The organism is Kitasatospora sp. NPDC085895 (assembly GCF_040702125.1).
Taxonomy (GTDB): domain Bacteria; phylum Actinomycetota; class Actinomycetes; order Streptomycetales; family Streptomycetaceae; genus Kitasatospora; species Kitasatospora arboriphila.
Genome location: NZ_JBFBJY010000005.1, coordinates 50,052 through 74,246 on the forward strand (window position 1 = coordinate 50,052; position 24,195 = coordinate 74,246).

General features: G+C 73.6%; 20 protein-coding genes and 1 riboswitch. Of the genes, 14 read left to right on the forward strand and 6 right to left on the reverse strand.

The features are described 5' to 3' along the window. Positions 1 to 53: 53 nt before the first annotated feature. From rsgA to AB0442_RS04675, 3 genes are all read right to left on the reverse strand, one after another. Entirely contained in the window at positions 54 to 1,109 is a 1,056-nt protein-coding gene (gene rsgA / locus AB0442_RS04665; RefSeq protein WP_366160578.1) for a ribosome small subunit-dependent GTPase A, read from the reverse strand. A 15-nt stretch (positions 1,110 to 1,124) separates the two neighbouring features. Beyond that, a complete protein-coding gene (gene aroA / locus AB0442_RS04670; RefSeq protein WP_366160580.1) occupies positions 1,125 to 2,444 on the reverse strand; it encodes a 3-phosphoshikimate 1-carboxyvinyltransferase in 1,320 nt (439 codons plus the stop codon). A gap of 125 nt (positions 2,445 to 2,569) precedes the next feature. Next, positions 2,570 to 3,280 (reverse strand): M50 family metallopeptidase, encoded by a 711-nt coding sequence (locus AB0442_RS04675; RefSeq protein WP_344625555.1) that lies wholly within the window; start codon positions 3,278 to 3,280, stop codon positions 2,570 to 2,572. Between the two features lie 204 nt (positions 3,281 to 3,484). On the opposite strand from AB0442_RS04675, the gene AB0442_RS04680 reads away from it, so the two are divergent. From AB0442_RS04680 to rsrA, 4 genes are all read left to right on the forward strand, one after another. Further along, positions 3,485 to 4,231 (forward strand): SOS response-associated peptidase, encoded by a 747-nt coding sequence (locus tag AB0442_RS04680; protein ID WP_366160582.1) that lies wholly within the window; start codon positions 3,485 to 3,487, stop codon positions 4,229 to 4,231. Positions 4,232 to 4,310: 79 nt separating this feature from the next. Next, entirely contained in the window at positions 4,311 to 4,952 is a 642-nt protein-coding gene (locus AB0442_RS04685; protein ID WP_366160584.1) for an alpha/beta family hydrolase, read from the forward strand. Positions 4,953 to 5,189: 237 nt separating this feature from the next. After that, entirely contained in the window at positions 5,190 to 5,921 is a 732-nt protein-coding gene (locus tag AB0442_RS04690; RefSeq protein WP_317634021.1) for a sigma-70 family RNA polymerase sigma factor, read from the forward strand. Beyond that, entirely contained in the window at positions 5,918 to 6,247 is a 330-nt protein-coding gene (gene rsrA / locus AB0442_RS04695; RefSeq protein WP_366160586.1) for a mycothiol system anti-sigma-R factor, read from the forward strand. The genes AB0442_RS04690 and rsrA overlap by 4 nt, the downstream gene beginning before the upstream one ends. A 97-nt stretch (positions 6,248 to 6,344) precedes the next feature. Here rsrA and AB0442_RS04700 read toward each other — a convergent pair whose 3' ends face one another. Then, entirely contained in the window at positions 6,345 to 7,667 is a 1,323-nt protein-coding gene (locus tag AB0442_RS04700) for a carbohydrate-binding protein (RefSeq protein ID WP_366160588.1), read from the reverse strand. Between the two features lie 322 nt (positions 7,668 to 7,989). Here AB0442_RS04700 and AB0442_RS04705 point away from each other — a divergent pair, with 322 nt between their 5' ends. The 4 genes from AB0442_RS04705 (at position 7,990) to def (ending at position 12,850) form a co-directional block, all read left to right on the forward strand. Continuing rightward, positions 7,990 to 9,558, forward strand: coding sequence for an HD-GYP domain-containing protein (locus AB0442_RS04705; RefSeq protein ID WP_366160590.1), 1,569 nt, complete (start codon positions 7,990 to 7,992; stop codon positions 9,556 to 9,558). Next, entirely contained in the window at positions 9,555 to 11,003 is a 1,449-nt protein-coding gene (locus AB0442_RS04710) for an HD domain-containing phosphohydrolase (protein WP_366160592.1), read from the forward strand. Before AB0442_RS04705 ends, AB0442_RS04710 begins: the two co-directional genes overlap by 4 nt. Positions 11,004 to 11,166: 163 nt before the next feature. Beyond that, positions 11,167 to 12,156, forward strand: a complete 990-nt coding sequence (locus tag AB0442_RS04715) for a hypothetical protein (RefSeq protein WP_030267884.1) — start codon at positions 11,167 to 11,169, stop codon at positions 12,154 to 12,156. A gap of 70 nt (positions 12,157 to 12,226) precedes the next feature. Then, positions 12,227 to 12,850: a peptide deformylase gene (gene def, locus AB0442_RS04720; RefSeq protein WP_344624460.1), complete on the forward strand. Its 624-nt coding sequence runs from the start codon at positions 12,227 to 12,229 to the stop codon at positions 12,848 to 12,850. A 101-nt stretch (positions 12,851 to 12,951) separates the two neighbouring features. Here the strand turns inward: def and AB0442_RS04725 are convergent, their stop codons facing one another. Further along, a complete protein-coding gene (locus tag AB0442_RS04725) occupies positions 12,952 to 13,947 on the reverse strand; it encodes a ribonucleotide-diphosphate reductase subunit beta (RefSeq protein WP_363542560.1) in 996 nt (331 codons plus the stop codon). A 20-nt stretch (positions 13,948 to 13,967) separates the two neighbouring features. Next, a complete protein-coding gene (locus tag AB0442_RS04730; RefSeq protein ID WP_366160720.1) occupies positions 13,968 to 16,349 on the reverse strand; it encodes a ribonucleoside-diphosphate reductase subunit alpha in 2,382 nt (793 codons plus the stop codon). Positions 16,350 to 16,559: 210 nt separating this feature from the next. Next, a riboswitch (cobalamin riboswitch) is annotated at positions 16,560 to 16,703 on the reverse strand. Positions 16,704 to 16,870: 167 nt separating this feature from the next. Between AB0442_RS04730 and AB0442_RS04735 the strand changes: the two genes are divergently transcribed. From AB0442_RS04735 to AB0442_RS04760, 6 genes are all read left to right on the forward strand, one after another. Then, the gene (locus tag AB0442_RS04735; protein WP_366160595.1) at positions 16,871 to 17,959 is read left to right on the forward strand and encodes a LamG domain-containing protein; all 1,089 of its coding nucleotides are present in this window, start codon (positions 16,871 to 16,873) and stop codon (positions 17,957 to 17,959) included. A 348-nt stretch (positions 17,960 to 18,307) separates the two neighbouring features. Continuing rightward, on the forward strand, positions 18,308 to 19,081 hold the full coding sequence (locus AB0442_RS04740; protein ID WP_366160597.1) for a glycosyltransferase family 2 protein: 774 nt from the start codon (positions 18,308 to 18,310) through the stop codon (positions 19,079 to 19,081). Further along, positions 19,078 to 19,611, forward strand: coding sequence for a hypothetical protein (locus AB0442_RS04745; RefSeq protein WP_366160599.1), 534 nt, complete (start codon positions 19,078 to 19,080; stop codon positions 19,609 to 19,611). The genes AB0442_RS04740 and AB0442_RS04745 overlap by 4 nt, the downstream gene beginning before the upstream one ends. A 43-nt stretch (positions 19,612 to 19,654) precedes the next feature. After that, positions 19,655 to 20,743 (forward strand): glycosyltransferase family 4 protein, encoded by a 1,089-nt coding sequence (locus tag AB0442_RS04750; RefSeq protein WP_366160601.1) that lies wholly within the window; start codon positions 19,655 to 19,657, stop codon positions 20,741 to 20,743. Further along, positions 20,740 to 23,043 (forward strand): DUF2206 domain-containing protein, encoded by a 2,304-nt coding sequence (locus AB0442_RS04755; RefSeq protein WP_366160603.1) that lies wholly within the window; start codon positions 20,740 to 20,742, stop codon positions 23,041 to 23,043. Before AB0442_RS04750 ends, AB0442_RS04755 begins: the two co-directional genes overlap by 4 nt. After that, on the forward strand, positions 23,040 to 24,182 hold the full coding sequence (locus AB0442_RS04760) for a glycosyltransferase family 4 protein (RefSeq protein WP_366160605.1): 1,143 nt from the start codon (positions 23,040 to 23,042) through the stop codon (positions 24,180 to 24,182). Before AB0442_RS04755 ends, AB0442_RS04760 begins: the two co-directional genes overlap by 4 nt. Positions 24,183 to 24,195: the final 13 nt, after the last annotated feature.

Consider the following 24,195-nt stretch of genomic DNA (forward strand, 5'->3'; position numbering starts at 1 on the left):
CCGGCCGGGAGCCCTCCGACACCTCGGACGGCCCGGAGTCCCCGCAGTGGCGGTCAGTCGCCCTCGCGGGTCTCGCGGCTCGCGAGCAGCCGGCGCAGCGAGTACAGCCGGGCGGGCTCGGCGTGCCCGTCCGCCACCCAGGCGTCCAGCGCGCAGTCCTGCTCGTCGTGGCTGCAGGCCCGCGGGCAGTCCACCGTGCCCGGTTCGAGGTCCGGGAAGGCGAGGATGACCCGGGACGGGTCGATGTGCGACAGACCGAACGAGCGGAAGCCCGGGGTGTCGATCACCCAGCCCGGATCCAGCGCCTTCCTCGAACCCGGCTTGGCCCCGGGCGGCGGCGGCAGCCGCAGCGCCAGCGCCGACACGGTGGTGTGCCGGCCGCGGCCGGTCACCGCGTTGACGTGGCCCGTCGTCCGCTGCCGCTCCGGCACCAGCGCGTTGACCAGCGTGGTCTTGCCGACGCCGGAGTGCCCGATGAACACCGTCGACAGCCCGCGCAGGTGCTCGCGCACCGCCTCCGCGCCGGTCGTCCCCAGCTCGTCGCGCCGGGTCACCACGTAGGAGATGCCCAGCGGTGCGTACGACTCCAGCAGCGGCTCGGCCGGCGCCAGGTCGGACTTGGTGAGCACCAGCAGCGGCTCCATCCCGGCGTCGTACGCCGCCACCAGGCAGCGGTCGATCAGCCGCGGCCGCGGCTCCGGGTCGGCCAGCGCGGTGACGATGGCCAGCTGCTCGGCGTTGGCGACCACGATCCGCTCGTACGGGTCGTCGTCGTCCGCGGTGCGCCGCAGCACCGAGGTGCGCTCGGCGACCCGGACGATCCGGGCCAGCGTGTCCGGCTCCCCGGACAGGTCGCCGACCAGGCTCACCGTGTCGCCGACCACGACGCCCTTGCGGCCCAGCTCGCGGGCCTTCATGGCGACGACCTCGCGCTCCTTCTTCGTGCCCTGGTCGACCAGGCAGGTCAGCCGCCCGCGGTCGACGGTGAGGATCATCGCCTCGGCGGCGTCCTCGTGCTTGGGCCGGATCCGGGTGCGGGGCCGGGAGCCCCGGCGGGCCGGGCGGTTGCGGATGTCGTCCTCGTCGGCGTCCTTGCCGTAGCGGCGCATGCTGCTTCGCCCCCGTCAGCCCTGGCCGAGGAGGTCGGCCCACATCTGCGGGAAGTCCGGCAGGGTCTTGGCGGTGGTCGCCACGTTCTCCACCTGCACGCCCTCCACGGCGAGGCCGATCACCGCGGCGGCGGTCGCCAGCCGGTGGTCCTCGTAGGTGTGGAAGACGCCGCCGTGCAGCGGACGCGGCCGGATCCGCAGGCCGTCCTCGGTCTCCGAGACGTCGCCGCCCAGGTCGTTGATCTCCTTGGCGAGCGCGGCCAGCCGGTCGGTCTCGTGCATCCGAAGGTGGGCGATGCCGTACAGGTGGGACTCGGAGTCCGCGAGCGCGGCCACCGCGGCGATCACCGGGGTCAGCTCACCCACGTCGTGCAGGTCGGCCTCGATGCCGTGGACCTTGCCGGTGCCGGTGAACTCCAGGCCCTCGTCGGTGAACCGGCAGGCGCCGCCCATCCGCGTGTAGATGTCGCGCAGCTGGTCGCCCGGCTGGTACGTGTGCTTCGGCCAGTCGCGGACGGTCACCCGGCCGCCGGTGACCAGCGCCGCGGCGAAGAACGGTGCCGCGTTCGAGAGGTCCGGCTCGACCACCAGGTCGCGGCCGATCAGCGCGCCGGGGGTGACCCGCCAGACGTCCTTCTCGCCGCCGTCCTCGGGCGCGTCCACCTGGCCGCCGGCCTTGCGGATCATGTCGACCGTCATCCGGATGTGCGGCAGCGAGGGGACCGTCCCGCCGGTGTTCCGGATCTCGACGCCGTTGTTGTAGCGGGCGCCGGACAGCAGCAGGGCGGAGACGAACTGGGAGGACGAGGACGCGTCCACGTCGACCGCGCCGCCGTCCACCGCGCCGGTGCCGTGCACCGTCAGCGGGAAGCCGCCGCGGCCGCCGTCGTCGATCCGCACGCCGAGGGCGCGCAGCGCGTCGATCACGCCGTGCTGGGGGCGCTCGTAGCAGCGCGGGTCGCCGTCGAAGTGGACGGGGCCGTCGGCGAGCGCGGCGAGCGGGGGCAGGAAGCGCATGACCGTGCCGGCGTTGCCGACGTCCACCCGGGCCGGGCCGAGCAGCCGCGGCGCGGGGATGACCCGCCAGGCCTCGCCGCCGCCGGTGCCGCCGCTGGCCTCGTTGACCGTCTCCTCGACCGTCACGCCGAGCGCCCGCAGGCCGTCCGCCATCAGCTGGGAGTCGCGGCTGCGCAGCGGCCGGCGGACCCAGCCGGGGCCGTCGGCGAGCGCGGCCAGCACCAGCGCGCGGTTGGTCGCCGACTTGGAGCCGGGGATGGTGACGGTCGCGTCCACGGCTGCGGTGGCGACGGGGGCGGGCCACAGGGCATCGGTCATGCGCCAAGTCTAGGGGGACGCCCGGCGACGGCCCGGTGCCCGATCGCATGGCGGACGGGGGGTCTGCGGTGATTCCGTGCCCACGGTGTGCCCACCTGCCGTCGGCGGCGCGCCGGTGCCCGGGCTCAGTGCTTCCAGTGCAGCAGCCAGCTCGCCCCGCCCAGCAGGCAGGAGAGCGACACCACCAGGAACAGCGCCACCCACAGCACCGCGCTCACCCCGGTGAGCCGGGACAGCTGGTCCGCGTCCGAGTCCGGGGCCCCGCCGGAGCGCCGCTTGGCCTGCAGCTCGACCACCGGCCGCACCCCCGCCAGCAGCAGGAACCACACGCCGAGGTAGGCGAACGCGGCCTGCACCTGGCTGCCGCCGTACCAGGACACCACCAGGAAGAGCGCGCCGGTGAGCACCACCGCGAGCAGGCCGAAGGCGTTGCGGATCATCACCAGCATCCCGGCCAGCAGCAGGATGGAGATCCACAGCAGGGCGGTGATCCGGCCGTCGGCGAGCAGCGCGGCGCCGCCCAGGCCCAGCAGCGAGGGCGCCACGTAGCCGGCCGCCGCGGTGAGGATCATCCCGGGGCCGGTCGGGCGGCCGGAGGAGATGGTCAGGCCCGAGGTGTCGGAGTGCAGCCGGATCCCGGAGAGCCGCCGGCGGGTCATCAGGGCCGCCACGCCGTGGCCGCCCTCGTGGGCGATGGTCACCACGGTGCGGGTGACCCGCCAGACCGGCGCCGGCAGGATCGCCAGCAGGGCGAGCGCGGCGGTGGTGAGCACCAGCCAGCCCGGCGGTTCGGGCTGGACGCCCGCCACTCGCTGCCAGACGTCCGCGATCTCCATGCTCGTCCTGCCTCCCGTGGTGCTGCCGGTCCGGCAGCCTCCCATGCCAGGACGCCGCGGCGGTAGCGGTCGGTTCGCTCCGGTTCGTCCCCGGCCGGTCCCGGGCTCCTCTCCGGGCCCGTCCCGGGCGCCCTCCCGGGAGCGGCCGTCCGGCTGCCGGAACCGTCCCCGGGCCGTCCGGCCGGCATGGCAGGCTTGGCCCCCATGTGCGGTCGTTTCGCCTCCAGCAGCAGGCCCGAGGACATCGTCGAGGTGTTCGGCGTCGAGCAGTGGGACCCGGCCGAGACGATCGCGCCCAACTGGAACGTGGCCCCGACCTCACCGGTCTACGCGGTGCTGGACCGGCCGCCCAAGGGGCGGCACCGGCCGGTGCGGCAGCTGCGGGTGCTGCGCTGGGGCCTGATCCCGTCCTGGGCGAGGTCGCCGGAGACCGCGGTGAAGATGATCAACGCCCGAGCCGACACCGTGCACGAGAAGCCGGCCTACCGCCAGCCCTTCGCCTCCCGCCGCTGCCTGCTCCCGGTCGACGGCTACTACGAGTGGCAGACCGCACCGGCCGGCCCCGACCGGCCGCCGCGCCAGCCGTACTTCGTCTCCCGGGCGGACGGCAGCCCGCTCGCGCTCGCCGGCCTGTACGAGTTCTGGCGGGACCGCACCCTCCCCGCCGACCACCCGCAGGCCTGGCGGGTCACCTGCACCGTGGTCACCACCGAGGCCGAGCCGATGCTCGCCCCGATCCACGAGCGGATGCCGCTCTTCCTCGACCCCGGCTCCTTCGACGCCTGGCTCGACCCGGGCCTGGACGACCCGGCTGCGCTGCGGGCCCTGCTGGTGCCGCCGCCCGGTGCGCTCACCGTGCACCCGGTGGGCGCCGCGGTCGGCAGCATCCGCAACAACGGCCCCGAACTCGTCCGGGAACTGACCGAGGACGACCGCACGACGCTCTTCTGACGGCGCAGACCCGTTCAGACGGCGCCGTTCCGAGGACGGCTGCCCGGCGCGGGCCGCCCCACGGCCTAGGCTCGGCCCCATGCAGAAGCTGGTGCCGACGCCGGTCGGCGATGCCCGGGTGACGACGTTCGCGGCCGAGCGGCCCCGGGTGCTGCTGGCGCTAGGGCACGGGGCCGGCGGCGGCGTGGAGGCGCGTGACCTGCAGGCGCTGGCCGCCGCGCTGCCGGCCCGGGGCGTGTCGGTGGCACTGGTCGAGCAGCCGTGGCGGGTGGCCGGCAGGAAGCTGGGCCCGGCGCCGAAGGCCCTGGACGAGGCGTGGCTGCCGGTCGCGGCCGGGCTCGCCGCCGAGGGACCGCCCCTGGTGGTGGGCGGCCGCAGCGCCGGCGCCCGGGTGGCCTGCCGGACGGGCCTCGCCTCGGGGGCGGCCGCGGTGCTGGCGCTGGCCTTCCCGCTGCACCCTCCGGGCAAGCCGGAGAGGAGCCGGGCCGAGGAGCTGCTGAACAGCGGCCTGCCCACCCTGGTGGTGCAGGGCGGCGCGGACACCTTCGGCACCCCGGAGGAGTTCCCCGTGCTGCCGGAGGGCCACCGGTTGGTCGAGGTGCCGTACGGCAGCCACGGCTTCGCGGTGCCCAAGCGGGCGCCGGTCGGCCAGGAGGAGACCCTGGAGGCGCTGGTCGCGGCGGTCGGGGACTGGCTGGGATCGGTTCCGTCGATCGGGTGAGCGACGGCGGGAATGCACGGCGGCGGTGCGCGGTTGTGAGGACCGTCAGCAAGTCCCGGGTGAAAGGCAGCGTCCATGGGTTCGATCGCGTGCCCCGAGCGGCCGGAGGAGCGCGCGGCGCAAGGCGCCTTCGTGCCCGACTGGTCGGAATGGATTGTCGCGGGCGAGAAGCCGGTGGGCCGGATATCCTCCATTTCGGGTCGGCCCGCGGTGGGTGGGCCCCGCAGCTCCGAGGAGGTGGGTCCGGTCGTCGGGACCGAGGACGAGGCCGTGCCGGGCGAGGGCCTGCCGGAGGGCGGGACGCTCACCGGTGACGAGCTTGCCGAGGCGATCGGTGAGGACACCTTCCGGGTGTCCGCGGACGAGAGCGAGGACGCGCGCCGCGAGCGCTTCGAGCGCGACGCGCTGGCCTTCCTCGACCCGATGTACTCGGCCGCCCTGCGGATGACCCGCAATCCCGCGGACGCGGAGGACCTGCTGCAGGAGGCGTTCGCGAAGGCGTACGCGTCGTTCCACCAGTTCCGCGAGGGCACCAACCTCAAGGCGTGGCTCTACCGCATCCTCACCAACACCTTCATCAACTCGTACCGCAAGAAGCAGCGCGAGCCCCAGCGCACCGCGGCCGAGGAGATCGAGGACTGGCAGCTCGCCCGGGCCGAGTCGCACATGTCGACCGGCCTGCGGTCGGCGGAGGCCCAGGCGCTGGACCACCTCCCGGACAGCGACGTCAAGGACGCCCTGCAGGCGATCCCGGAGGAATTCCGGATCGCCGTGTATCTGGCGGACGTCGAGGGCTTTGCCTACAAGGAGATCGCGGACATCATGGGTACACCCATCGGTACGGTGATGTCCCGGCTGCACCGTGGCCGCCGCCAGTTGCGCGGCATGCTGGAGGACTACGCCCGTGAGCGCGGACTCGTCCCGGCGGGCAGCGGTGCAGGGCAGGAAGCGAAGGGCGCGGGCTCATGAGCTGCGGCGATCCGCACGACACCGAGTGCGGCGAGGTGCTCGACCACCTCTACGAATTCCTCGACAACGAGATGGCCGAGGGCGACTGCGTCAAGCTGCGCGTGCACTTCGAGGAGTGCTCGCCCTGCCTGGAGAAGTACGGGCTCGAACAGGCCATCAAGGCGCTGATCAAGCGCTCCTGCGGCTGTGACGACACCCCGGCGGACCTGCGCACCAAGGTGCTCGCCCGGATCGACTCGATCCGGGCCGGCCAGCGCACCGCCCAGGCGCAGGCCGAGGGGGGCGCCGGGCACGGCGCCACCACGGCCACCGCGGCGGCCGAGTAGCGTCCGCCCGCGCGGCGGCCGTACCCCGACGGCACCGGTGAGGGCCGGCGACCGGTCGTGGCCCGGTCGCCGGCCCTCACCGCACTCGTCGTGAGCGTCAGCAGGGGCCGTCGTCGGCCCAGACGCCCCACTGGCCGCTGTTGGTCGGGATCTCGTTCTGGGTCCACCACTTCGCGTGGTAGTTGTGGCCCTGGTACGAGACCTTGTTGCCGTTGGTGTAGACGGTCGACGCGTTCCACGCGGGCAGCGTGCAGGTGCCCGGCTTGCCGGTCGGCGAGGCCGACGAGGTGGGCGAGGCCGACGAGGTGGGCGAGCCCGACGAGGTCGGCGAGGTCGTCGCGGTCGGGGTGTTGGTGGGCGGGGTCGCCCCGGCGAACTTCACGGTGAACTTGGTGAAGTCCCAGTCGTTCTGGGCCACGCTGGAGCAGGAGCCGGACAGGCCCGGGTCCACCGTGCCGGCGCACTGGCGGTCCCGGTTGACGGACCAGTAGGTGTAGCGGGCCAGCTTGTGCGCGGTCGCGAAGTCCAGCACCGTCTGGAAGTCGGCCTGCTTGAAGTACTCGGCGGCGTCGGTCCGACCGTTCATCAGCGAGACGCCCTCGTGGGCGTAGGCGGTGGCCTCGTCCCAGCCGAAGGTGGTCTGCAGGATCTTGTTGAACTTCACCAGCGCGTCGGTCTGGGCCGCCGCGCCGTTGAAGCCGCCGTCGAACGGCATGATCGAGTAGTTGTTCGGCGTGAAGCCCTGCGACTTGGCCTCGTTGAGCATCTGCGTGCCGAACCAGCCGGTGCCCGCGTTGGTGCCGGCGGTGGTGATCGAGACGTAGAGGCCGGGGTTGTTCTGCTGGAGGATCCTCGCCGCGCCGATCTCGTTGTGGATCGCCGCCGCGTTCTCGTACTCCGGCTCCTCCAGGTCGAAGTCGATCGCCTTCAGCTGGTACTTGGTGATCACCTTTTGGTAGCCGGCCGCTGTCGCCTCCGGGGTGCCGCAGCCCTGACCGAGCTTGTTGCCGCCGTAACCGCCGACCGAGATCGAGACGTCGCCGCCCTTCGCCCGGATCTTCTGGATCACCGCCGGCATGGCGGTGTCGGTGTCGATCGAGGAGGTGCCGCCCCAGGCCGGGGTGCAACCGCCGGAGTCGAGGATGAAGGCCAACTGGAAGGCCTTCTGACCGGTCGCGTCCATCACCGCGGCGACGTCCGGCGGCGAGTTGTCCTCCGGCATCAGGTACGGGGCCGAGGCGTACCAGTTGCTTCCGAGCGGCGCGGCCGCGGTTGTGGAGGCCAGGGCGTCGCCACCGCTCAGGGCGGCGGCGGCACCGGCGGCGGCCAGGCCGAGCGCGGCGATCGCCGCCGCGGCGGCGGCACCGCGCCGGCGGCGGTGCCGGCCGGGTGCGGGGGAGTGGAGCTGGGCACGTTCCATCGGGGACCTCTCCGGGGCATGGGGGGACCGCCGCCCGGGAGGTTCGGGCGGCGCCGGGCACAAGGACGGTCGGCATCCGCGCACGATGCCGTGGAGCAACTGCGGCCGCGGTGGCGGCCGCCCCCTTCCGGACGGGGTCAATCCCCAAAATGGACTGGACCACTGGCCGGGTCAAGAGTCCTGGGCGAGGCTTGGGCCTCTCTTAAGGAAGCCTTCGGGAAGCGCTCTCAGGGCCGCGCCCCGGGTGATTCGGGCTCAAGTCGTCCCCACCATTGGATCGTTTCACTCGTTCGGGTGAGCTGGCCCGGTGTCGGCAGCGTCATTGCGCGATCGTGCGCCCCGGCCCGCGAACCGGGGCCTATTCTCCTCACTGGCCCGCGGACCGGACGGGCCGGGCACGGCGGGGGAGGCTGACATCGCCAGCGAATGCGAGGGGGACGCCCTCACCGGCACCGCGGCCCGGTACGCCGCCGCCGTACTGGCCGGCGCCCTCTGCTGCCTGATCCCGCTCGCCGTCCCCGTCCACGGCCCGCTCGGCGGCCCGGTCGACTGGCCCCGCCTCGGCCTGCTCGCCTTCCTGCACACCTGCGCCGAGTCGCTCGCCCTCGGCCTGCCCACCCCGTGCGCCCGGCTCGGCCGCCGACTGCTGCGCCGTCCGCCCCGCGAGACCCGCGAGGCCGCCCGGACGCTGCCCGGCCGCGGCTTCTTCCCGGTGCTCTTCGCCGGTGTCCTGCTGCTGCCGCCCGCCGCCGCCGCACTGGTCGCCGTCCCCGGCGCGCTCACCGCCCACGTCCCGGCCCCCCGTCGGCTCCGCCGGCTGTGGAACGCCGCCCAGCTGGCCGTCGCCGCCTTCGCCGCCGCCGCCGTCTACCGCCTGCTCGGCGGACCGCACCTGCTGCTCGGCACGCACTTCCCGACCGCCGCCCTCGGCGCCCTGGCCGCCGTCGCCGTGTTCTGCCTGGTCAACGCCGCCCTGGTCGGGGTGATGCGGCAGCTCTGCGCGGCTCGCCGGGCCCGCGGCGCCCACCCCGCCGACCTCGCCCGCGCCACCGGCGCCGTCGTGCTGCCCGCCCTCGTCCAGGGCGCCGGCGGACTGATGGTCGCCGTCCTGTGGCAGGGCCCGTACGGCGCCTTCGCCGCCGTCCTCGCCCTGCTGCCGCTGTCCATCTCCGCCTGGATGTTCGCCCAGGGCCACCGCGAGGCCACCACCCACCGGGCCACCGTCCGCGCCCTCGTCCAGGCCGTGGAGATCAAGGACGCCTACACCCGCGGCCACAGCGAACGGGTCGGCCGCGCCGCCGTCCTGATGGCCCGCCAGCTCGGCATGACCGAGGACCGGATCCGCACCCTGCACTTCGCCGGCACCCTGCACGACGTCGGCAAGCTCGGCGTCGCCACCGAACTGCTCCGCCGCAACGGCCCGCTCACCGAGGCCGAACGCCGCGCCGTCGAGGTGCACCCCGTCTTCGGCCACGAACTCGTCCGCGACCTCGCCTTCCTCGGCGAGGCCCGCGAGGGCATCCTGCACCACCACGAACGGCTCGACGGCCGCGGCTACCCGGCCGGGCTGGCCGGCGAGCGCATCCCCGAGTTCGCCCGGATCATCTCCGTCGCCGACGCCTTCGACTCGATGACCTCCACCCGCTCCTACCGGCGCGGCCGCCCGGTCGCCGAGGCCGTCGTCGAACTCCAGCGCTGCGCCGGCAGCCAGTTCGACCCGGTGATGGTCACCGCCCTGGTCGCCGCCGTCGACCGGCACGGCTGGCAGCCCGAACCGCCGCCGCCCGGCGGCTGGGACGGCGAGGTGCCCGACATCCCGCTCGGCGTTCCCGAGCCCGCCCGCCGGGTGCCCGGGCCCGGCGGCCGGATCAGCGCGGGCGGCACCCCGTGAGAACCGGCCGGCGCGGCCTCCGGCTCCCGCCGTCCGCCGTCCACGCCGCCGCGGCGTTGCTGTTCGCCGCCGCGCTGCTGCACGTCGCCCTGCACGGACTCGCCCAGCCACGGGTGGCGCTCGCCTTCGGCGCGGCCGTCGCGGTCGGCGAGTGGACGCGGATCACCCTGCCCGGCGACCGCGAGCAGGCCCCGATCGGCAGCGCCGCGGCACTCGCCTACGCCCTGCTCGGACCGCTCCACGCGACCCCCACCGACCACGGAACGCTGCAGGTCGTCGCGGTCACCGGGCTCGGCACCCTCACCGGGCAGCTGCCGCTCGCCCTGCCCGCCGTCCGTGCCCGCCGCCGCACCGACCCGGGTGGCACCGATTCGGGCCGCACCGGGGGCACCGCCACCACCGCCACCGCCACCACCGCCACCACCGGCAGCAGGGGCGGCAGGGGCGGCAGGGGCCGGGCCGACGGCACGGGCCCCGGCGCGCTCCGCGGGGACACCGTGCGGGCCGACACCGCCGCCCGCAGGCTGCTCACCACGGCCTTCGCCGCCGTGCTCTTCCAGCCGGTCTACGGCAGCGGGCTGCTCGACCGCGCCCCGCTCTCCGGACCGGTCTACGGGGCCCTGCTGACCGGCGTGGCCGCGCTGACCGCGCTCTGCGACACCGTGCTGGCCGCCGTCCTGCACCGCGCCCGGGCCGGCCTGCGGTTCGGCGCCGCACTGGAGGACGAACTGCGCTCGCTGCTCGGCATCGGCTCGGCGATCGTCGCCACCGGCATGCTGGTGAGCCTGCTGGCCGGCGAGGTCGGCCTGTGGGCGCTGCCGCTCTTCTGCACCCCGCTGCTGCTCGCCCAGGCGTCCTTCCGGCGGGCCGCCGAGATCCGCGCCACCACCGGCCAGACCATCGAGGCGCTCGCCCGGGCCACCGAGACCGCCGGCTACACCCCACCGGGGCATGCACGTCGGGTCGCCGACACGGCGTGCGCGCTGGGGCGCGAACTCGGGCTCGGGACCAGGGACCTCGCCCTACTGGAGTACGCCGCGCTGATGCACGACATCGGCCAGCTCTCCCTCGTCGAACCCGTCCCCGGCGGTGCCACCGCCCTGCTGCCAGCCGCCGAGCAGCAGCGGATCGCCCGCCTCGGCAGCGAGGTCATCCGGCGCACCGGCGTCCCGCGGCGGGTCGGCGAGCAGGTCGCCCGGCTCGCCGACCCCTGCCGGCTGCCGGACGGCGCCGCCGACCGCAGCCTGCCGCTGGCGGCGCGGATCATCCGGGTCGCCAACGCCCACGACGACCTGCGGACGGAGGCCCGTGCCCGGGGCCTCTCCGAGGCCACCGCGGGCCTCGCCGCCCTGGAACGCCTGCGGCTGGAACGCGGCGGCGCCTACGACCCCGCCGTGGTCGACGCATTGGCCAGAGTGGGCACCGCGGGCCGCGAACCGGCCTGAACCGCCGCGCAGGGAGCGCGGGCCGCCGCAGGCGTGGTTGGATGCGGTCGTAGCGTGGAACACCGGATGCGGGGCCACCCGGCACACCGGATCGTTCCCGTTGCAGCAGCCGGCCTCGGAGCAGGTGCTGAGAACTGGCGGACGACAACGGCAGGGACGGAACGTGAGGATCTTCCACCGCGCACGGCACCGGCCGTCGGCCACCTGGCGGCAGACGACCGACCGTGCCTTCACGCTCATCGGCGACGGCCGCTACGAGGACGCCGGCGCGCTGCTCGTCATGGCCGCCGACCTGGAGCCTTGGCTCTCCGACTCCTGGTTCAACCTGGCCCTGCTGCACAAGTTCCGCCGCGACTGGGAGCAGGCCCGCACCGCCGGGCTGCGCGCCGTGGCCCTGCTGGACCGCGAGACCGGTGCCCCCGACTGGTGGAACCTCGGCATCACCGCCACCGCCCTGCAGGACTGGCCGCTCGCCCGCCGGGCCTGGCAGGCGTACGGACTGAGACTCCCCGGCGGACCCGGCACCGCCGCGGACGGGCCCGTCGACCTGGACCTCGGCACCACCCCGGTGCGGCTCTCCCCGGACGGCGAGTCCGAGGTGGTCTGGGGCCGCCGGCTCGACCCGGCCCGGATCGAGGTGCTGTCCATCCCGCTGCCGTCCTCCGGCCGCCGCTGGGGCGAGGTCGTGCTGCACGACGGCGCCCCGCACGGCGAGCGGGTCGCGGACGGCGTCGCCTACCCCGTCTTCGACGAGATCGAGCTGTGGGCGCCCTCGCCGGTGCCGACCTTCGTCGTGCTGCTGCAGGCAGCCACCGCGGGCGACCGGGACGCCCTGGAGCGGCTGGTCGCCGACGCCGGGTACGCCGCCGAGGACTGGACGAGCTCGGTGCGGCTGCTGTGCCGGGCCTGCTCGGAGAGCCGGATGGCGATCGACGACGGCCACACCGCGCACCACGACCCGCACGACGACGGCGACCCCACCCACCCCGGCCACCTCAGCCACCTCAGCCAGGGCAGCGCCGGCACCTCCTGGCTCGCCGAGCGCGAGTGCGGGATCGCCGCGCCGGCCTCGCTGGTGCGCACCCTGCTGGACCGCTGGGTGGCCGCCTCCCCCGCCACCCGGGCGTACCGGGACCTCGAAGAGGTTTGCTGAGGAACGGGTCCGCCCGGCGCCGTACCCTTGAGCGGTACACCTGGACGGAACCACGGAGCGGAAACCAGCGATGGCCGACGAGCACGAGCACGACCACCCCGAGCAGGACGAGACGGCGGAGCAGCAGGTCGTCGGCGAGCTGCCCGACGTCTCGAAGGGCACCGCCCGCCCGATCACGGTGTTCGGCAACCCGGTGCTGCACCGCGAGGTCGCCACGGTGACCGCGTTCGACGGTGAACTCGCCGCGCTCATCGACGACATGTTCGTCTCGATGTACGCCGCCGACGGGGTCGGCCTGGCCGCGAACCAGATCGGCGTCGACCTCAAGGTCTTCGTCTACGACTGCCCGGACGACGAGGGCGTGCGCCACGTCGGCCACGTCGTCAACCCGGTCCTGGAGGAGCTGCCGGCCGGCCGCCGCGCGCTGGACGACTCGCCGGAGGGCTGCCTCTCCGTGCCGACCGCGTACATGGAGCTGGCCCGTCCCGACTTCGCCGCGGTGACCGGCCAGGACAAGGACGGCAACCCCGTCCGGGTCGAGGGCACCGGCTTCTTCGCCCGCTGCCTGCAGCACGAGACCGACCACCTGTACGGCTACCTGTACATCGACCGGCTCTCCAAGCGGGACCGCAAGGACGCCCTGCGTCAGATGTCCGAGGGCACCCCCAAGTACGCCACCGTGCCCAACGACTGACGGTACGGCGGAACACGCGCCGAAGGGCCGCACCCGGATCCCGGGTGCGGCCCTTCGGCGGTTTCCGGCGCCGTGCGGCCCGGAGGCGGCCTGGAAGCGGCCTAGAAGTCGTCGTCGAAGGAGACCGAGCCCTCGACGGCGACCTGGTAGGCCGAGACCCGGCGCTCGAAGAAGTTGGTCAGCTCCTGGACGTTCTGCAGCTCCATGAACCCGAAGGGGTTGGTGGAGCCGTAGCGGATCGGCAGGCCGAGACGGGCCAGGCGCTGGTCGGCGACGGCCTCCAGGTACTGGCGCATCGACTCGGTGTTCATGCCGGGCAGGCCCTCGCCGCAGAGGTCGCGGGCGAACTGGAGCTCGGCCTCGACGGCCTCCTCCAGCATCTCGGTGACCTGCTTGGCCATCTGCTCGTCGAAGAGGTCCGGCTCCTCCTCGCGGACGGTGTCCACGACGGAGAACGCGAAGTCCATGTGCATGGACTCGTCGCGGAACACCCAGTTGGTGCCGGTGGCCAGGCCGTGCAGCAGGCCGCGGCTGCGGAACCAGTACACGTACGCGAAGGCGCCGTAGAAGAACAGGCCCTCGACGCAGGCCGCGAAGCAGATCAGGTTCAGGAGGAACGCGCGGCGGTCCTCCTTGGTCTGCAGCGAGTCGATGTGGTCGACCGCGTTCATGTACTTGAAGCAGAACTGCGCCTTCTGGTGGATGGAGGGGATGTTCTCCACCGCCGCGAAGGCCGCCGCACGGTCGTCCGGGTCGGGCAGGTAGGTGTCGAGCAGCGTCAGGTAGAACTGGACGTGCACGGCCTCCTCGAACAGCTGCCGGGACAGGTAGAGCCGGGCCTCGGGGGAGTTGATGTGCTTGTAGAGGCTCAGCACCACGTTGTTGGCGACGATCGAGTCACCGGTCGCGAAGAAGGCGACCAGCCGGCCGATCATGTGCCGCTCGCCCTCGCTCAGCTTGGCGAGGTCGGCGACGTCGGAGTGCAGGTCCACCTCCTCCACCGTCCAGGTGTTCTTGATGGCGTCGCGGTACCGGTCGTAGAACGACGGGTAGCGCATCGGGCGCAGCGTCAGCTCGAAGCCCGGGTCGAGCAGCATCTTCTGGCGGTCTTCGGTGCTCACTGGCAGGCCTCGCAGGACTCGGGGTTCTCCAGGGAGCAGGCGATGGCGTCCTGCTCGGCCTGGCTCATGGTCGGCGCGGGCACCGGCACGGCGGCGCGGGCGCCCGTGGCGGCCTGCGCGATCCGGGTGGCCGGGCGCGACCGCAGGTAGTACGTGGTCTTCAGGCCGACCTTCCAGGCGTACGCGTACATCGAGCTGAGCTTGCCGATGGTCGGCGCCGCCATGAAGAGGTTCAGCGACTGGCTCTGGTCGATGTACGGCATGCGGGCCGCGGCCAGGTCGATCAGCGCGCGCTGGGGCAGCTCCCACGCCGTGCGGTACAGCGAACGGACCTCGGCGGGCAGCCAGTTGAGGTCCTGCACCGAGCCGTTGGTCTCGCGCAGCGCGTCCCGGGTCTGCTGGTCCCAGACGCCGAGCTCCTTGAGCTCGCGCACCAGGTACGGGTTGACCTGGAGGAACTCGCCGGAGAGCGTCTCGCGCTTGAACAGGTTGGACACCTGCGGCTCGATGCACTCGTACACGCCGGCGATGGAGGCGATGGTGGCGGTCGGCGCGATCGCCAGCAGCAGCGAGTTGCGCAGGCCGGTCTCGGCGATCCGGGCGCGCAGCGCGTCCCAGCGCTCCGTCCACTGCGGGGCGGCACCGAAGTGGTCGATGTGCAGCTCGCCGCGGGCCGCGCGGGTCTCGCCGTACGCCTCGTGGCGGCCGAACTGCTCGGCGAGGTCCGCGGAGCGCTCGTAGGCGGTGAGCATGATGCGCTCGGAGATCAGGGTGGAGAGGGTCTTCGCCTCGGCGGAGTCGAAGTCGATCCGCAGCTGGAAGAAGACGTCCTGCAGGCCCATCACGCCGAGGCCGACCGGCCGCCAGCGGGAGTTGGAGGTGCCCGCCTCGGTGGTCGGGTAGAAGTTGATGTCGATGACCCGGTCGAGGAAGGTCACCGCGGTGCGGACGGTGGCGTCCAGGCGCTCCCAGTCCATCGCGTTCAGCAGGTCGGCGGCGGTGGCGCCGGCGGCCACGTGGGCGCCCAGGTTCACCGAGCCGAGGTTGCAGACGGCCGTCTCGGAGTCGTCGGTGACCTCCAGGATCTCCGTGCACAGGTTGGAGGAGTGCACGGTGCGGCCGGGCAGCGCGGTCTGGTTGGCGGCCCGGTTGGAGGCGTCCTTGAAGGTCATCCAGCCGTTGCCGGTCTGCGCCAGGGTGCGCATCATGCGGGCGTACAGGGTCTGCGCCGGGATGGTGCGGACGGCCTTGCCGGCCTGCTCGGCCTTGCGGTACGCCTCGTCGAAGTCGGCGCCCCACAGGTCGACCAGCTCGGGCACGTCGGCGGGGGAGAACAGCGACCAGTCCTCGTCGGCGTTCACCCGGCGCATGAACTCGTCCGGGATCCAGTGCGCCAGGTTGAGGTTGTGGGTGCGCCGGGCCTCCTCGCCGGTGTTGTCGCGGAGCTCCAGGAACTCCTCGATGTCGGCGTGCCAGGTCTCCAGGTAGACGCAGGCCGCGCCCTTGCGGCGGCCGCCCTGGTTGACCGCGGCGACCGAGGAGTCCAGGGTGCGCAGGAACGGCACGATGCCGTTCGACTGGCCGTTGGTGCCGCGGATCAGGCTGCCGCGGGAGCGGATCCGCGAGTAGGACAGGCCGATGCCGCCGGCGTGCTTGGACAGCCGGGCGATCTGCGCGTAGCGGTTGTAGATCGAGTCCAGGTTGTCCAGCGGCGAGTCCAGCAGGTAGCAGGACGACATCTGGGGGTGCTTGGTACCGGAGTTGAACAGCGTCGGAGAGGACGTCAGGTACTCCAGACGGCTCATCAGCCGGTAGAGCTCGGCCACCTCGGCCACCGACTGCTCGGTGTCGCCGACCGCGAGACCGGCCGCCACGCGCAGCAGGAAGTACTGCGGGGTCTCGACCACCTTGCGGGTGATCGGGTGGCGCAGCAGGTAGCGGGACTGCACGGTGCGCAGGCCGAAGTACTCGAAGCGGTCGTCGCCCTGCAGGTCGACCAGCGCGTCGAAGGCGGCCGCGTGCTTGGCCACGAAGGCCGCGGTGGTGTCGCCGATCAGGCCCTCGGCGTGGCCGACGGCGATCGAGGCGGCGAAGGTGACCGCGCCCTGGGAGACCGCCTCGTCGCGGATCTCCAGCGCCAGCAGGCGGGCCGCGAGCTTCGAGTACTGCGGGTCCTCGGCGATCATCGACGCGGCGGCCTCCACGGCCAGCCCGCGGAGCTCGGCGAAGTCCGAACCGGCGTGGCGGCCGCGCAGCGCGGCGGCGGCGACGTGGCCGGGGTCCACCTGGGGGAGGTCGGTGCTGCGGTCGGTGAGCAGCCGGAGCAGCGCGGCACCGGGGTCGGGCCGGTCGTTGTCGGCGGATCCCTGGGAGGGCAGGGTGACTGAGGCAGCGACGGTCAAGGCGCACTCTCTCCTGTGGCGGCAGCGGACGCTTCGGACACCCCCGGGCCGGGGGCCGGGGGCGCGTCCGGGCATGCGCGTGGCAGGGGGGACCGGCACCGCCCGACGGTGTCGGGGGTGCGCGTCGCCACCCGGCCCACCCGCGAGGCCCGGACGTACAGCTGTGCTTCATGGCATCTGCGGGGAAGCCGGTGGCACACCGTCGGCAGGCCCTCGGACTGCGCGGGCCCGGGCGTTCACGGGCCTGCTCACCGTTGCGGGGCAGTCCCGGACTTGCACCGGGTTCCCCTGCGTCGACAGCGAGAGTGAGCATACATGTTGTGGTGTCTCCCTGATGTACCCCCATATCTTGTGCACGCAGCGTGTCGCGTCCGTGGCTGGACACACTCCGGTGGGCGCAGTGCGCACATCCGACCCGCCCCTGACCCACCCGTTGCGCTCACGGAACGGTCACCACCCGAGACTGCGCCGCACCCCATGGCCTACGATCTCTGGCCATGAGTGACGGTACGGGGGCCACGCCCGGTTGGACGGGTCAGCCCGGGTCCCAGGGGGGACCGGCGAATCCCGCGGAGCAGGGGGCACAGGGTGCCCAGTCCTTCCCGCCGCAGGCCGGCTTCGGCACGCCGCCCGGCTTCCCCGCGCAGGCGTCGCACCAGCAGTGGCCGCTGCCCCAGCAGGCGCAGACCGCGATCCCGGACTGGGAGGCGCTGGCCCAGCAGCACGAGGCCTCGTCGCGCCGAAAGAAGCTGATCTGGACGGGCGGCATCGTGCTCACCGCCTGCGTCCTCGGCGGGGCGGTCGGTCTGGCCGTCATGAAGGGCGTGCACGGCGGCACTCCGGAGACCGGCGCATCGTCCAGCGCCTCGGCCTCGGCGCACCCGTCCGGCTCGGTCCCCGCCAACTCGCCGACCGTGCCCGGCCAGCCCGACCTGCTGGCCGACAAGTCCGGTCAGGCGAACCTCGCCATCGGCCCGGACGCGCAGCTCGCCGAGGTGGAGGGCGGTTATGCGCTGCGCATGCGGAGCAACAACAACTCCTACGCCCAGTCGGCGAACCAGCTGGTCGACGTCGGCAAGAGCTTCTCGATCGCGGCATGGGTCTACAACGAGGCGCCCGGCGGATCGCGCACGGCGATCAGCCAGGGCGACGGCATCTCGTACTCCTTCGACCTGTCCCGCGACGACGCCAGCGGCAAGAAGGCGTGGGCGTTCCGGGTGCAGACCGCGGACGGCGGCGCCGACGGCACGGTCGTCCAGGCGGTGGCCCCAGAGAGCCTGGAGACGGTGACGCAGTGGGTGCTGCTCACCGCGGTCTACGACGCCGGCCAGCGCACCATCACGCTCTACGTGAACGGCGCGCAGGCGGCCACCGCCAAGCTCAACGGCCCCATCTGGGCCGGGCCCGGTCCGCTGCAGCTCGGCCGCAGCCGGCACCACGGGATCTGGGGCGACAACTGGGCCGGCGTGGTCGGGCGGATCCTGGTCTGGAAGGAGCCGCTGAACCCCCAGCAGGTCGCCAGCCTCAAGTCCGGCGGTACGGGCCTCAGCGCCAAGCCGGTCAACTCCTGGCTCGTCGGCGGCTGATCCGCCGCCGGGGGAGGCCACGGCCGGGGCCGTGGCCTCCCTCACGCCTGCCGCGGTGTCACCAGCGTTCGGGGTGTGAAAAGATGGCGCCCGAGCGAACGGGGATGGCGGCATCAGGCCGAGTGGGGGCGCATCGGTTTCGGAAGTGCCCGCGCGCGGCCGGCCGGAACCCCCGGCGAGTTCAGGCGAGCAGGAGACGGCCCGGCAGAGACGGCCGTCGTCCGCGGAGCGGCCCGCGGCCTGACCGACCGTCGGGCCGTCCCGACCTGTCGTCGGATGCCCGGCCCCGGAACGGCTGCTCACCAGGGGGCGGGGCGAGCAGTTGCTTTTTTCGGGGGGAATAAGAGCGTGAACACTCTGTCCATCGTGATTCCCGCGCTCAACGAGGCGTCAAACCTTCCCGCGGTGATGGGCACGGTGCCGGTCGCAGAACTCGCGGCAGCCGGTTGGGACACCGAGGTGGTGGTCGTCGACAACGCCTCGACGGACGACACCGCGGCCGTCGCCCGGTCGTTGGGCGCCCGGGTCGTCTCGCAGCCGGCACGGGGTTACGGGAACGCCTATCTCGCGGGCTTCGACGAGGCCACCGGCGACGTGATCGCCACCGGCGACGCGGACTGCACCTATCCGTTCGACGCCCTGCCCGACCTGTTGCACACCCTGGTCGAGCGCGACGTGGAGTTCATGACGACCGATAGGCTCCGGCGCAGCAACCGGCGTGCCATGAAGCCCTCGCACTTCGTCGCCAACCACGCCCTGAGCGCGCTCAGCCGCACGCTCTTCCGCAACGGCCTGCGGGACTCCCAGTCCGGCATGTGGATCTTCCGGCGGTACATCTGGGACGGCCTGGACGTCCGTTCCGGCGGCATGGCCTTCTCCCAGGAGATCAAGAACGCCGCCACCTCGGCCGGGTACCGCTTCATGGAGGTCCCGATCGAGTACCGCACCCGAGGCGGCGAGGTGAAGCTCAACGCCCTGCCGGACGGCATGGCCAACCTCCGCCAGCTCTTCAACCACCGCTTCCGGCGCCACGGCGGACCGCAGCCGGTTCCGGTGTCCGCCCGCAAGCAGGCCAGGATCCCCGCCCAGAAGCCGCGCAACGAACGCATCGAGGCGGTATGAGCACGCAGTCCGAGGACGCCCTGCCCGAGGAGGCGCTGCCCGAGGACGCGCCGGAGGAGACCGCCCCGAAACCCGCCGGCCGCCGGCGGCGCACGGCACGGCGCCGCCGACGGCCGGCGGTCGTCCTGGCCGGCGCCCTCGCGGCGGTCGCGGTGGGGTTCGCCCTGTGGACGGCACCCACCACCCGCGAGATCCTGCTCGACTCCTTCACCGAGCGGCCCCGGACGTACGCCGAGCTCTTCTTCACCGCCACGCCCGGGTTCGAGGGATCGACCGTCGTCGTCCCGGTCGCCGTCACCGACCACGGCGAGGGATCCCAGGGATACCGGGTGCGGGTCACCCTGGAGTCCCCGTCCGGGCAGGTCCTGGCCAGTTCGACGACCCCCCTGAAGGCCCACTACGGCGCACCGGTGCCCCTGGTCGCGAAGCTGCAGACCAACGCCGACGTCGCCCTCGTCCGGGTCGCCCTCGTCGGCCACCCGCAGAGCCTCTACTTCCGCTTCGGGAAGTCCCAGACCCCTCATGGCTGAGGCACCGGACGCACCCCCGACGAGCCGCCGCCCTGGAACCCTGATGCGTACGATCCTGCAGGTCACCCCCTACTACCCGCCCCACCTCGGCGGCCTCGAACGCGTGGTGGAGAACCTCTCCGTCCAGCTGGCCGAGCGCCACGAGGTGCGGGTGGTCACCACCGTGCTGGGCGCCGGCGGCGCCGGACGGCGCACCGGCGGACCGGTCGCCGTCCGCCGGCACCGGGCCGTGGAGGTGGCGCACACCGCGCTCGCCCCCGGGCTGCCGGTCTCCCTGCTGCGCGCACCGCGCGGCGCCGTGCTGCACCTGCACTGCGCGCACGCCCTGATGCCCGAACTCGTCGCGCTCACCGCCCGGCTGCGCCGGCAGCGGTTCGTCCTGCACTTCCACCTGGACGTGGACGCCTCCGGCCGGCTCGGCCGGCTGCTGCCCGTGTACAAGAAGCACGTCCTGGCCCGGGTCATGCGGGCCGCCGCCGCCGTCATCGTGCTGACCGACGCCCAGGGCGCCTTCGTCCGGGACACCTACCGGGTGCCCGCCGAGCGGGTCTTCACCGTGCCCAACGGCGTCGGCCGCCAGTACTTCATGCCCGTCCGCACACCGGAGCCCGGGCCGCTCCGGCTGCTGTACGTCGGCCGGCTCAGCGCCCAGAAGAACGTCGCGCGGCTGCTCGACGCGATGGCCCTGACCGAGCAGCCCGTCCGGCTGCGGATCGTCGGCGACGGCGAACTGCGCTCCCGGCTGGAAGCCCGGGCCCGGCAACTCGGCCCGGAAACGGTCGAGTTCGCCGGCGGCCTGCACGGCGAGGAGCTCGTCGCCGCGTACGCGGCGGCCGACGCCTTCGTCCTGCCCTCCGACCGGGAGGGCATGCCGCTGGTCGCCCTGGAGGCGATGGCCGCCGCCCTTCCGGTGATCGCGACCGACGTGCCCGGCAACCGCGAACTCCTCACCGGCACCGGCCTGCTGGCCGCACCCGAACCGGCCGCCCTCGCGGCCGCGATCGACCGGCTCGCCGCCGACCCGGCGCTGCGCGGCCGGCTCTCCGAACGGAGCGCCGCCGCCGCCCGGGCCTACACCTGGGAGACGGTCGCCGCCCGGGTCGAAGAGGTCTACGCCGAGGCCGGCCTGTGACCGCCCGCGCCCTCCTCCCGCACTTCCGCGGACGCACCGGCGTCGTCCTCGGCAGCGCCCTGGCCTGCGTGGTCGAGATGCTGCCCGGCGTGCCCGGCGCCGTGGCGACGGCGGCCGGGCTCTGGCTGCTGGTCGGCGCCCCGGTGGCGCTCTGGCGCGGCACCGCCGCCATGGTGGTCTCCACCCGCGAGGCCGGCCTGATGGTCGCCGTCGGCCTGGCCGTCGTGACGGACATCCTGATCGCACTCGGCGTCAACACCCTGCTGCCGCTGTTCGGCGCGGACCAGCCGCTCACCCGGATCAACCTCGCCGGAGCCAGCGGCATGGCGGCCGCCGTCCTCGGCGCCTTCCTCCCCGAGGAGGAGCGACCCGCCGCCCGTCGCCGTACCTGCCTCCCGCACGGGACGGCCGCCCTGGCCTGCCTCGCCGGGCTCGCCCTGGTGCTCTCCGTGGCCGGCCCGGTCCGGCTCAACAACGGGCTCGGCGGCGCCGTCAGCACCCTGGCACTGGTCGCCGTCGCCGTCCTGCTGCTCCTGCTGATGCTCCGCCGCCGGAAGTACCCGCCGCCGCTGCTCGCGGCCGGCCTGTACACCGCCGCGGCTGCCCTCCTGCTCATGAACTCGCTCCGCGGCTGGGGCATCGCCGGGCACGACATCCAGCGGGAGTACGAGTACTTCCGGCTGACCCTCGGCGGCTCCTACTGGAACGTCGAGCTCTACCCCGATGCCTACAACGCCTGCCTCAGCGTCACGCTCCTCCCGCTCTCCTTCACACGGCTCACGGCGATCCCGGACGTCTACGTCTTCAAGGTCGTCCTGCCGTTGCTGTTCGCCCTGACGCCGGTACTCGTGCACCGCGCCGTGCGCAACGTCGCGCCGCAGTTCACGGCGCTGCTCGCGGCCGTCTACTTCATGCTGTTCCCGACCTTCTTCACCGACATGACCTTCCTCGGCCGGCAGGAGATCGCGTTCCTGCTGCTGGGGTGCGCCATGGCGGTGCTGACGGACACCGCCCGCCCGCTGCGCGCCCGGCGCCTCGCCGTCCTGGCGCTCCTCGTCGGCTGCGTGCTCTCGCACTACTCGACGACCTACGTCGTCGTGGCCACCCTCGGCGTCGCCTACGCGGTCGAACTGCTCTGGCGGCTGGCCGGGCGGGGCCGGCGGCAGCGGCGCCGCAGCAGGGTGGCCAAGGCGGAGCCGGTCGTCACCTGGTGGCTGGTGCTCGTCCCGGCCGTCCTGGCCGTCGTGTGGGCCGGACCGGTCACCCACACCAGCGTGCAGTTGAAGAGCACGCTGGGCATCGTCGTCCAGGAGATCCTCCACCCCGGCCAGGGCAAGGGCGGCTCCTCCGACACCTCCTACAGCCTGTTCGGCGGCACGAAGGCCAGCCCGCAGCAGCGGCTGGACGACTACCGGGCCGAGACCGTCGAGGCCACCGAGTCGAAGCGGGCGGCCGGCGACTTCTTCCCGCTGCAGTCCGTCGAGGGCCAGAAGATGGCGGCGGTCACCCAGGAGGACATGCCGCTGACCGCGCTCGGCCGCGCGCTCGACACGGCCGGCGTCAGCGTCACCGGGCTGAACGGCGCGCTCCGCCAGGGCGCGGCGCTGCTGCTCCAAGTGCTGGTGGTGGTGGGGCTCGCCGCCGTCCTGCGGGCCCGCCGCCGCGCCTTCCGGCCGCTGCGGGACCAGGTCACGCTGACGGTCGGCGCACTCGCCATGGTCGCGCTCTTCACCCTGCTGCCCCAGCTGTCGGTGGACTACAGCGTGCTCCGGGCCTTCCAGCAGGGGCTGTTCTTCTTCGCGCCGTTCCTCGCCGCCGGCACCCTGTGGCTGCTGCGCTGGGCCGGCCGCCGAACCGTACCGGTGGCCGCCGGCCTGGCGGTCGCGCTCTTCCTCGACCTGACCGGCGTCGTTCCCAAGGTGCTCGGCGGCTATCCGGCCCAGCTCCAGCTCAGCAACGCCGGGCGCGCGTACGACATCTACTACCCGCACGCCGAGGAGGAGATGGCGGTGTTCTGGTTGGAGCAGCAGATCGCCGCCGACAAGCGGCAGCTGCTGCAGACCGACCGGTTCACCTTCAGCCGGCTGCAGACCCTGATCACCGGACCCGCCGAGGGCGACATCCAGCCCGTCCTCGTCCGCCCCAACTCCTACGTCCTGCTGGGGACCACCTCCCTGCGAAAGGACGAGGTGACGGTCTTCTACCGTGGGGACCTCATCACCTACAAATATCCGACGGCACTGCTGGGTGCGACCAAGAACCGGATCTACAGCAGTGAGGGAGCGGTGATCTACCGATGAGTACGTCCACCGGGACGCCGCGGGTCCTGATGGTCAGCCACTACTACCCGCCGCACCTCGGCGGCATCGAGAACGTCGCCCGCCAGGAGGCCGTCCACCTGGCCGCCCGGGGCGCCGACGTGACCGTGCTGACCAGCGGCGACCGCAGCTCCGTCCGCGACGAGGACGGCGTGCGGGTGATCCGGATCGCCGCCTGGAACGGTGCCGAACGGGCCGGCGTGCCCTTCCCCGTGCTGTCGCCCCGCGTGCTCGCCACCGCCCTGCGGCACGCCCGCCGGGCCGACGTGGTGCACATCCACGACTGCCTCTACCTCACCTCCTGGGCCGCCGGACTCGCCGCCGTGCTCACCCGCACCCCGCACGTGCTCACCCAGCACGTCGCCCTGGTCGAGCACCCCTCCGCGCTGGTCCGCGCCGTCCAGCGCGCCGTGTACGCGGTCGCCGGCCGCGGCCTGTTGCGCCGTGCCCGCCGGGTGATCACCCTCAACGCGGCCGTCGCCGAGTTCGCCGTCCGCGGCGGCGCCCGCCCCGAACGCGTCCGCCACCTCGCCAACGGGGTGGACACCGCGCTCTTCCGCCCCGCCGCCTCGGTCGCCGAACGTGCCGACGCCCGCAAACGCCTCGGCCTGCCCGACGACCGCGTCCTCGCCCTCTTCGCCGGCCGCCTGGTGCCCAAGAAGGGCTACGACCTGCTGCTCGCCGCGCACCGCCCGGAGGACCGCTACGACCTGGTGTTCGCCGGCGACGGCGATCCGCAGGCCCTGGCCGGCCGCCGGGGCGTGCACGCCCTGGGCGCCCTCGCCCCGGAGGACCTCGCCGACGCCTACCGCGCCTGCGACCTGTTCGTCCTCCCGTCCACCGCCGAGGGGTTCCCGCTCACCGTCCAGGAGGCCATGGCCTCCGGCCTGCCCGTGGTCACCACCGACGACCCCGGCTACGCGCCCTACGCCCTCGACCGCACCCTCGTCCGGCTGCTGCCGCGCGACGAGGCCGGCCTGCGCACCGCACTCGCCGAACTCGCCGCCGACCCCGGTCTGCGGGCCCGCATGGCCGCATACTCCCGCCGGTACGCCACCGACGCCTTCTCCTGGCCCGAGCACAGCGCCGCCCTGGTCGAGCACTACGGGGCCCGCGCATGAGACCCCGCACCCC

Excerpts from the sequence above, each read along its gene's own strand:
- rsgA (WP_366160578.1), bottom strand. The coding sequence starts at position 1,109 with ATGCGCCGCTACGGCAAGGACGCCGACGAGGACGACATCCGCAACCGC.
- aroA (WP_366160580.1), bottom strand. The coding sequence starts at position 2,444 with ATGACCGATGCCCTGTGGCCCGCCCCCGTCGCCACCGCAGCCGTGGAC.
- AB0442_RS04675 (WP_344625555.1), bottom strand. The coding sequence starts at position 3,280 with ATGGAGATCGCGGACGTCTGGCAGCGAGTGGCGGGCGTCCAGCCCGAA.
- AB0442_RS04680 (WP_366160582.1), top strand. The coding sequence starts at position 3,485 with ATGTGCGGTCGTTTCGCCTCCAGCAGCAGGCCCGAGGACATCGTCGAG.
- AB0442_RS04685 (WP_366160584.1), top strand. The coding sequence starts at position 4,311 with ATGCAGAAGCTGGTGCCGACGCCGGTCGGCGATGCCCGGGTGACGACG.
- rsrA (WP_366160586.1), top strand. The coding sequence starts at position 5,918 with ATGAGCTGCGGCGATCCGCACGACACCGAGTGCGGCGAGGTGCTCGAC.
- AB0442_RS04700 (WP_366160588.1), bottom strand. The coding sequence starts at position 7,667 with ATGGAACGTGCCCAGCTCCACTCCCCCGCACCCGGCCGGCACCGCCGC.
- def (WP_344624460.1), top strand. The coding sequence starts at position 12,227 with ATGGCCGACGAGCACGAGCACGACCACCCCGAGCAGGACGAGACGGCG.
- AB0442_RS04725 (WP_363542560.1), bottom strand. The coding sequence starts at position 13,947 with ATGCTGCTCGACCCGGGCTTCGAGCTGACGCTGCGCCCGATGCGCTAC.
- AB0442_RS04735 (WP_366160595.1), top strand. The coding sequence starts at position 16,871 with ATGAGTGACGGTACGGGGGCCACGCCCGGTTGGACGGGTCAGCCCGGG.
- AB0442_RS04745 (WP_366160599.1), top strand. The coding sequence starts at position 19,078 with ATGAGCACGCAGTCCGAGGACGCCCTGCCCGAGGAGGCGCTGCCCGAG.
- AB0442_RS04750 (WP_366160601.1), top strand. The coding sequence starts at position 19,655 with ATGCGTACGATCCTGCAGGTCACCCCCTACTACCCGCCCCACCTCGGC.
- AB0442_RS04760 (WP_366160605.1), top strand. The coding sequence starts at position 23,040 with ATGAGTACGTCCACCGGGACGCCGCGGGTCCTGATGGTCAGCCACTAC.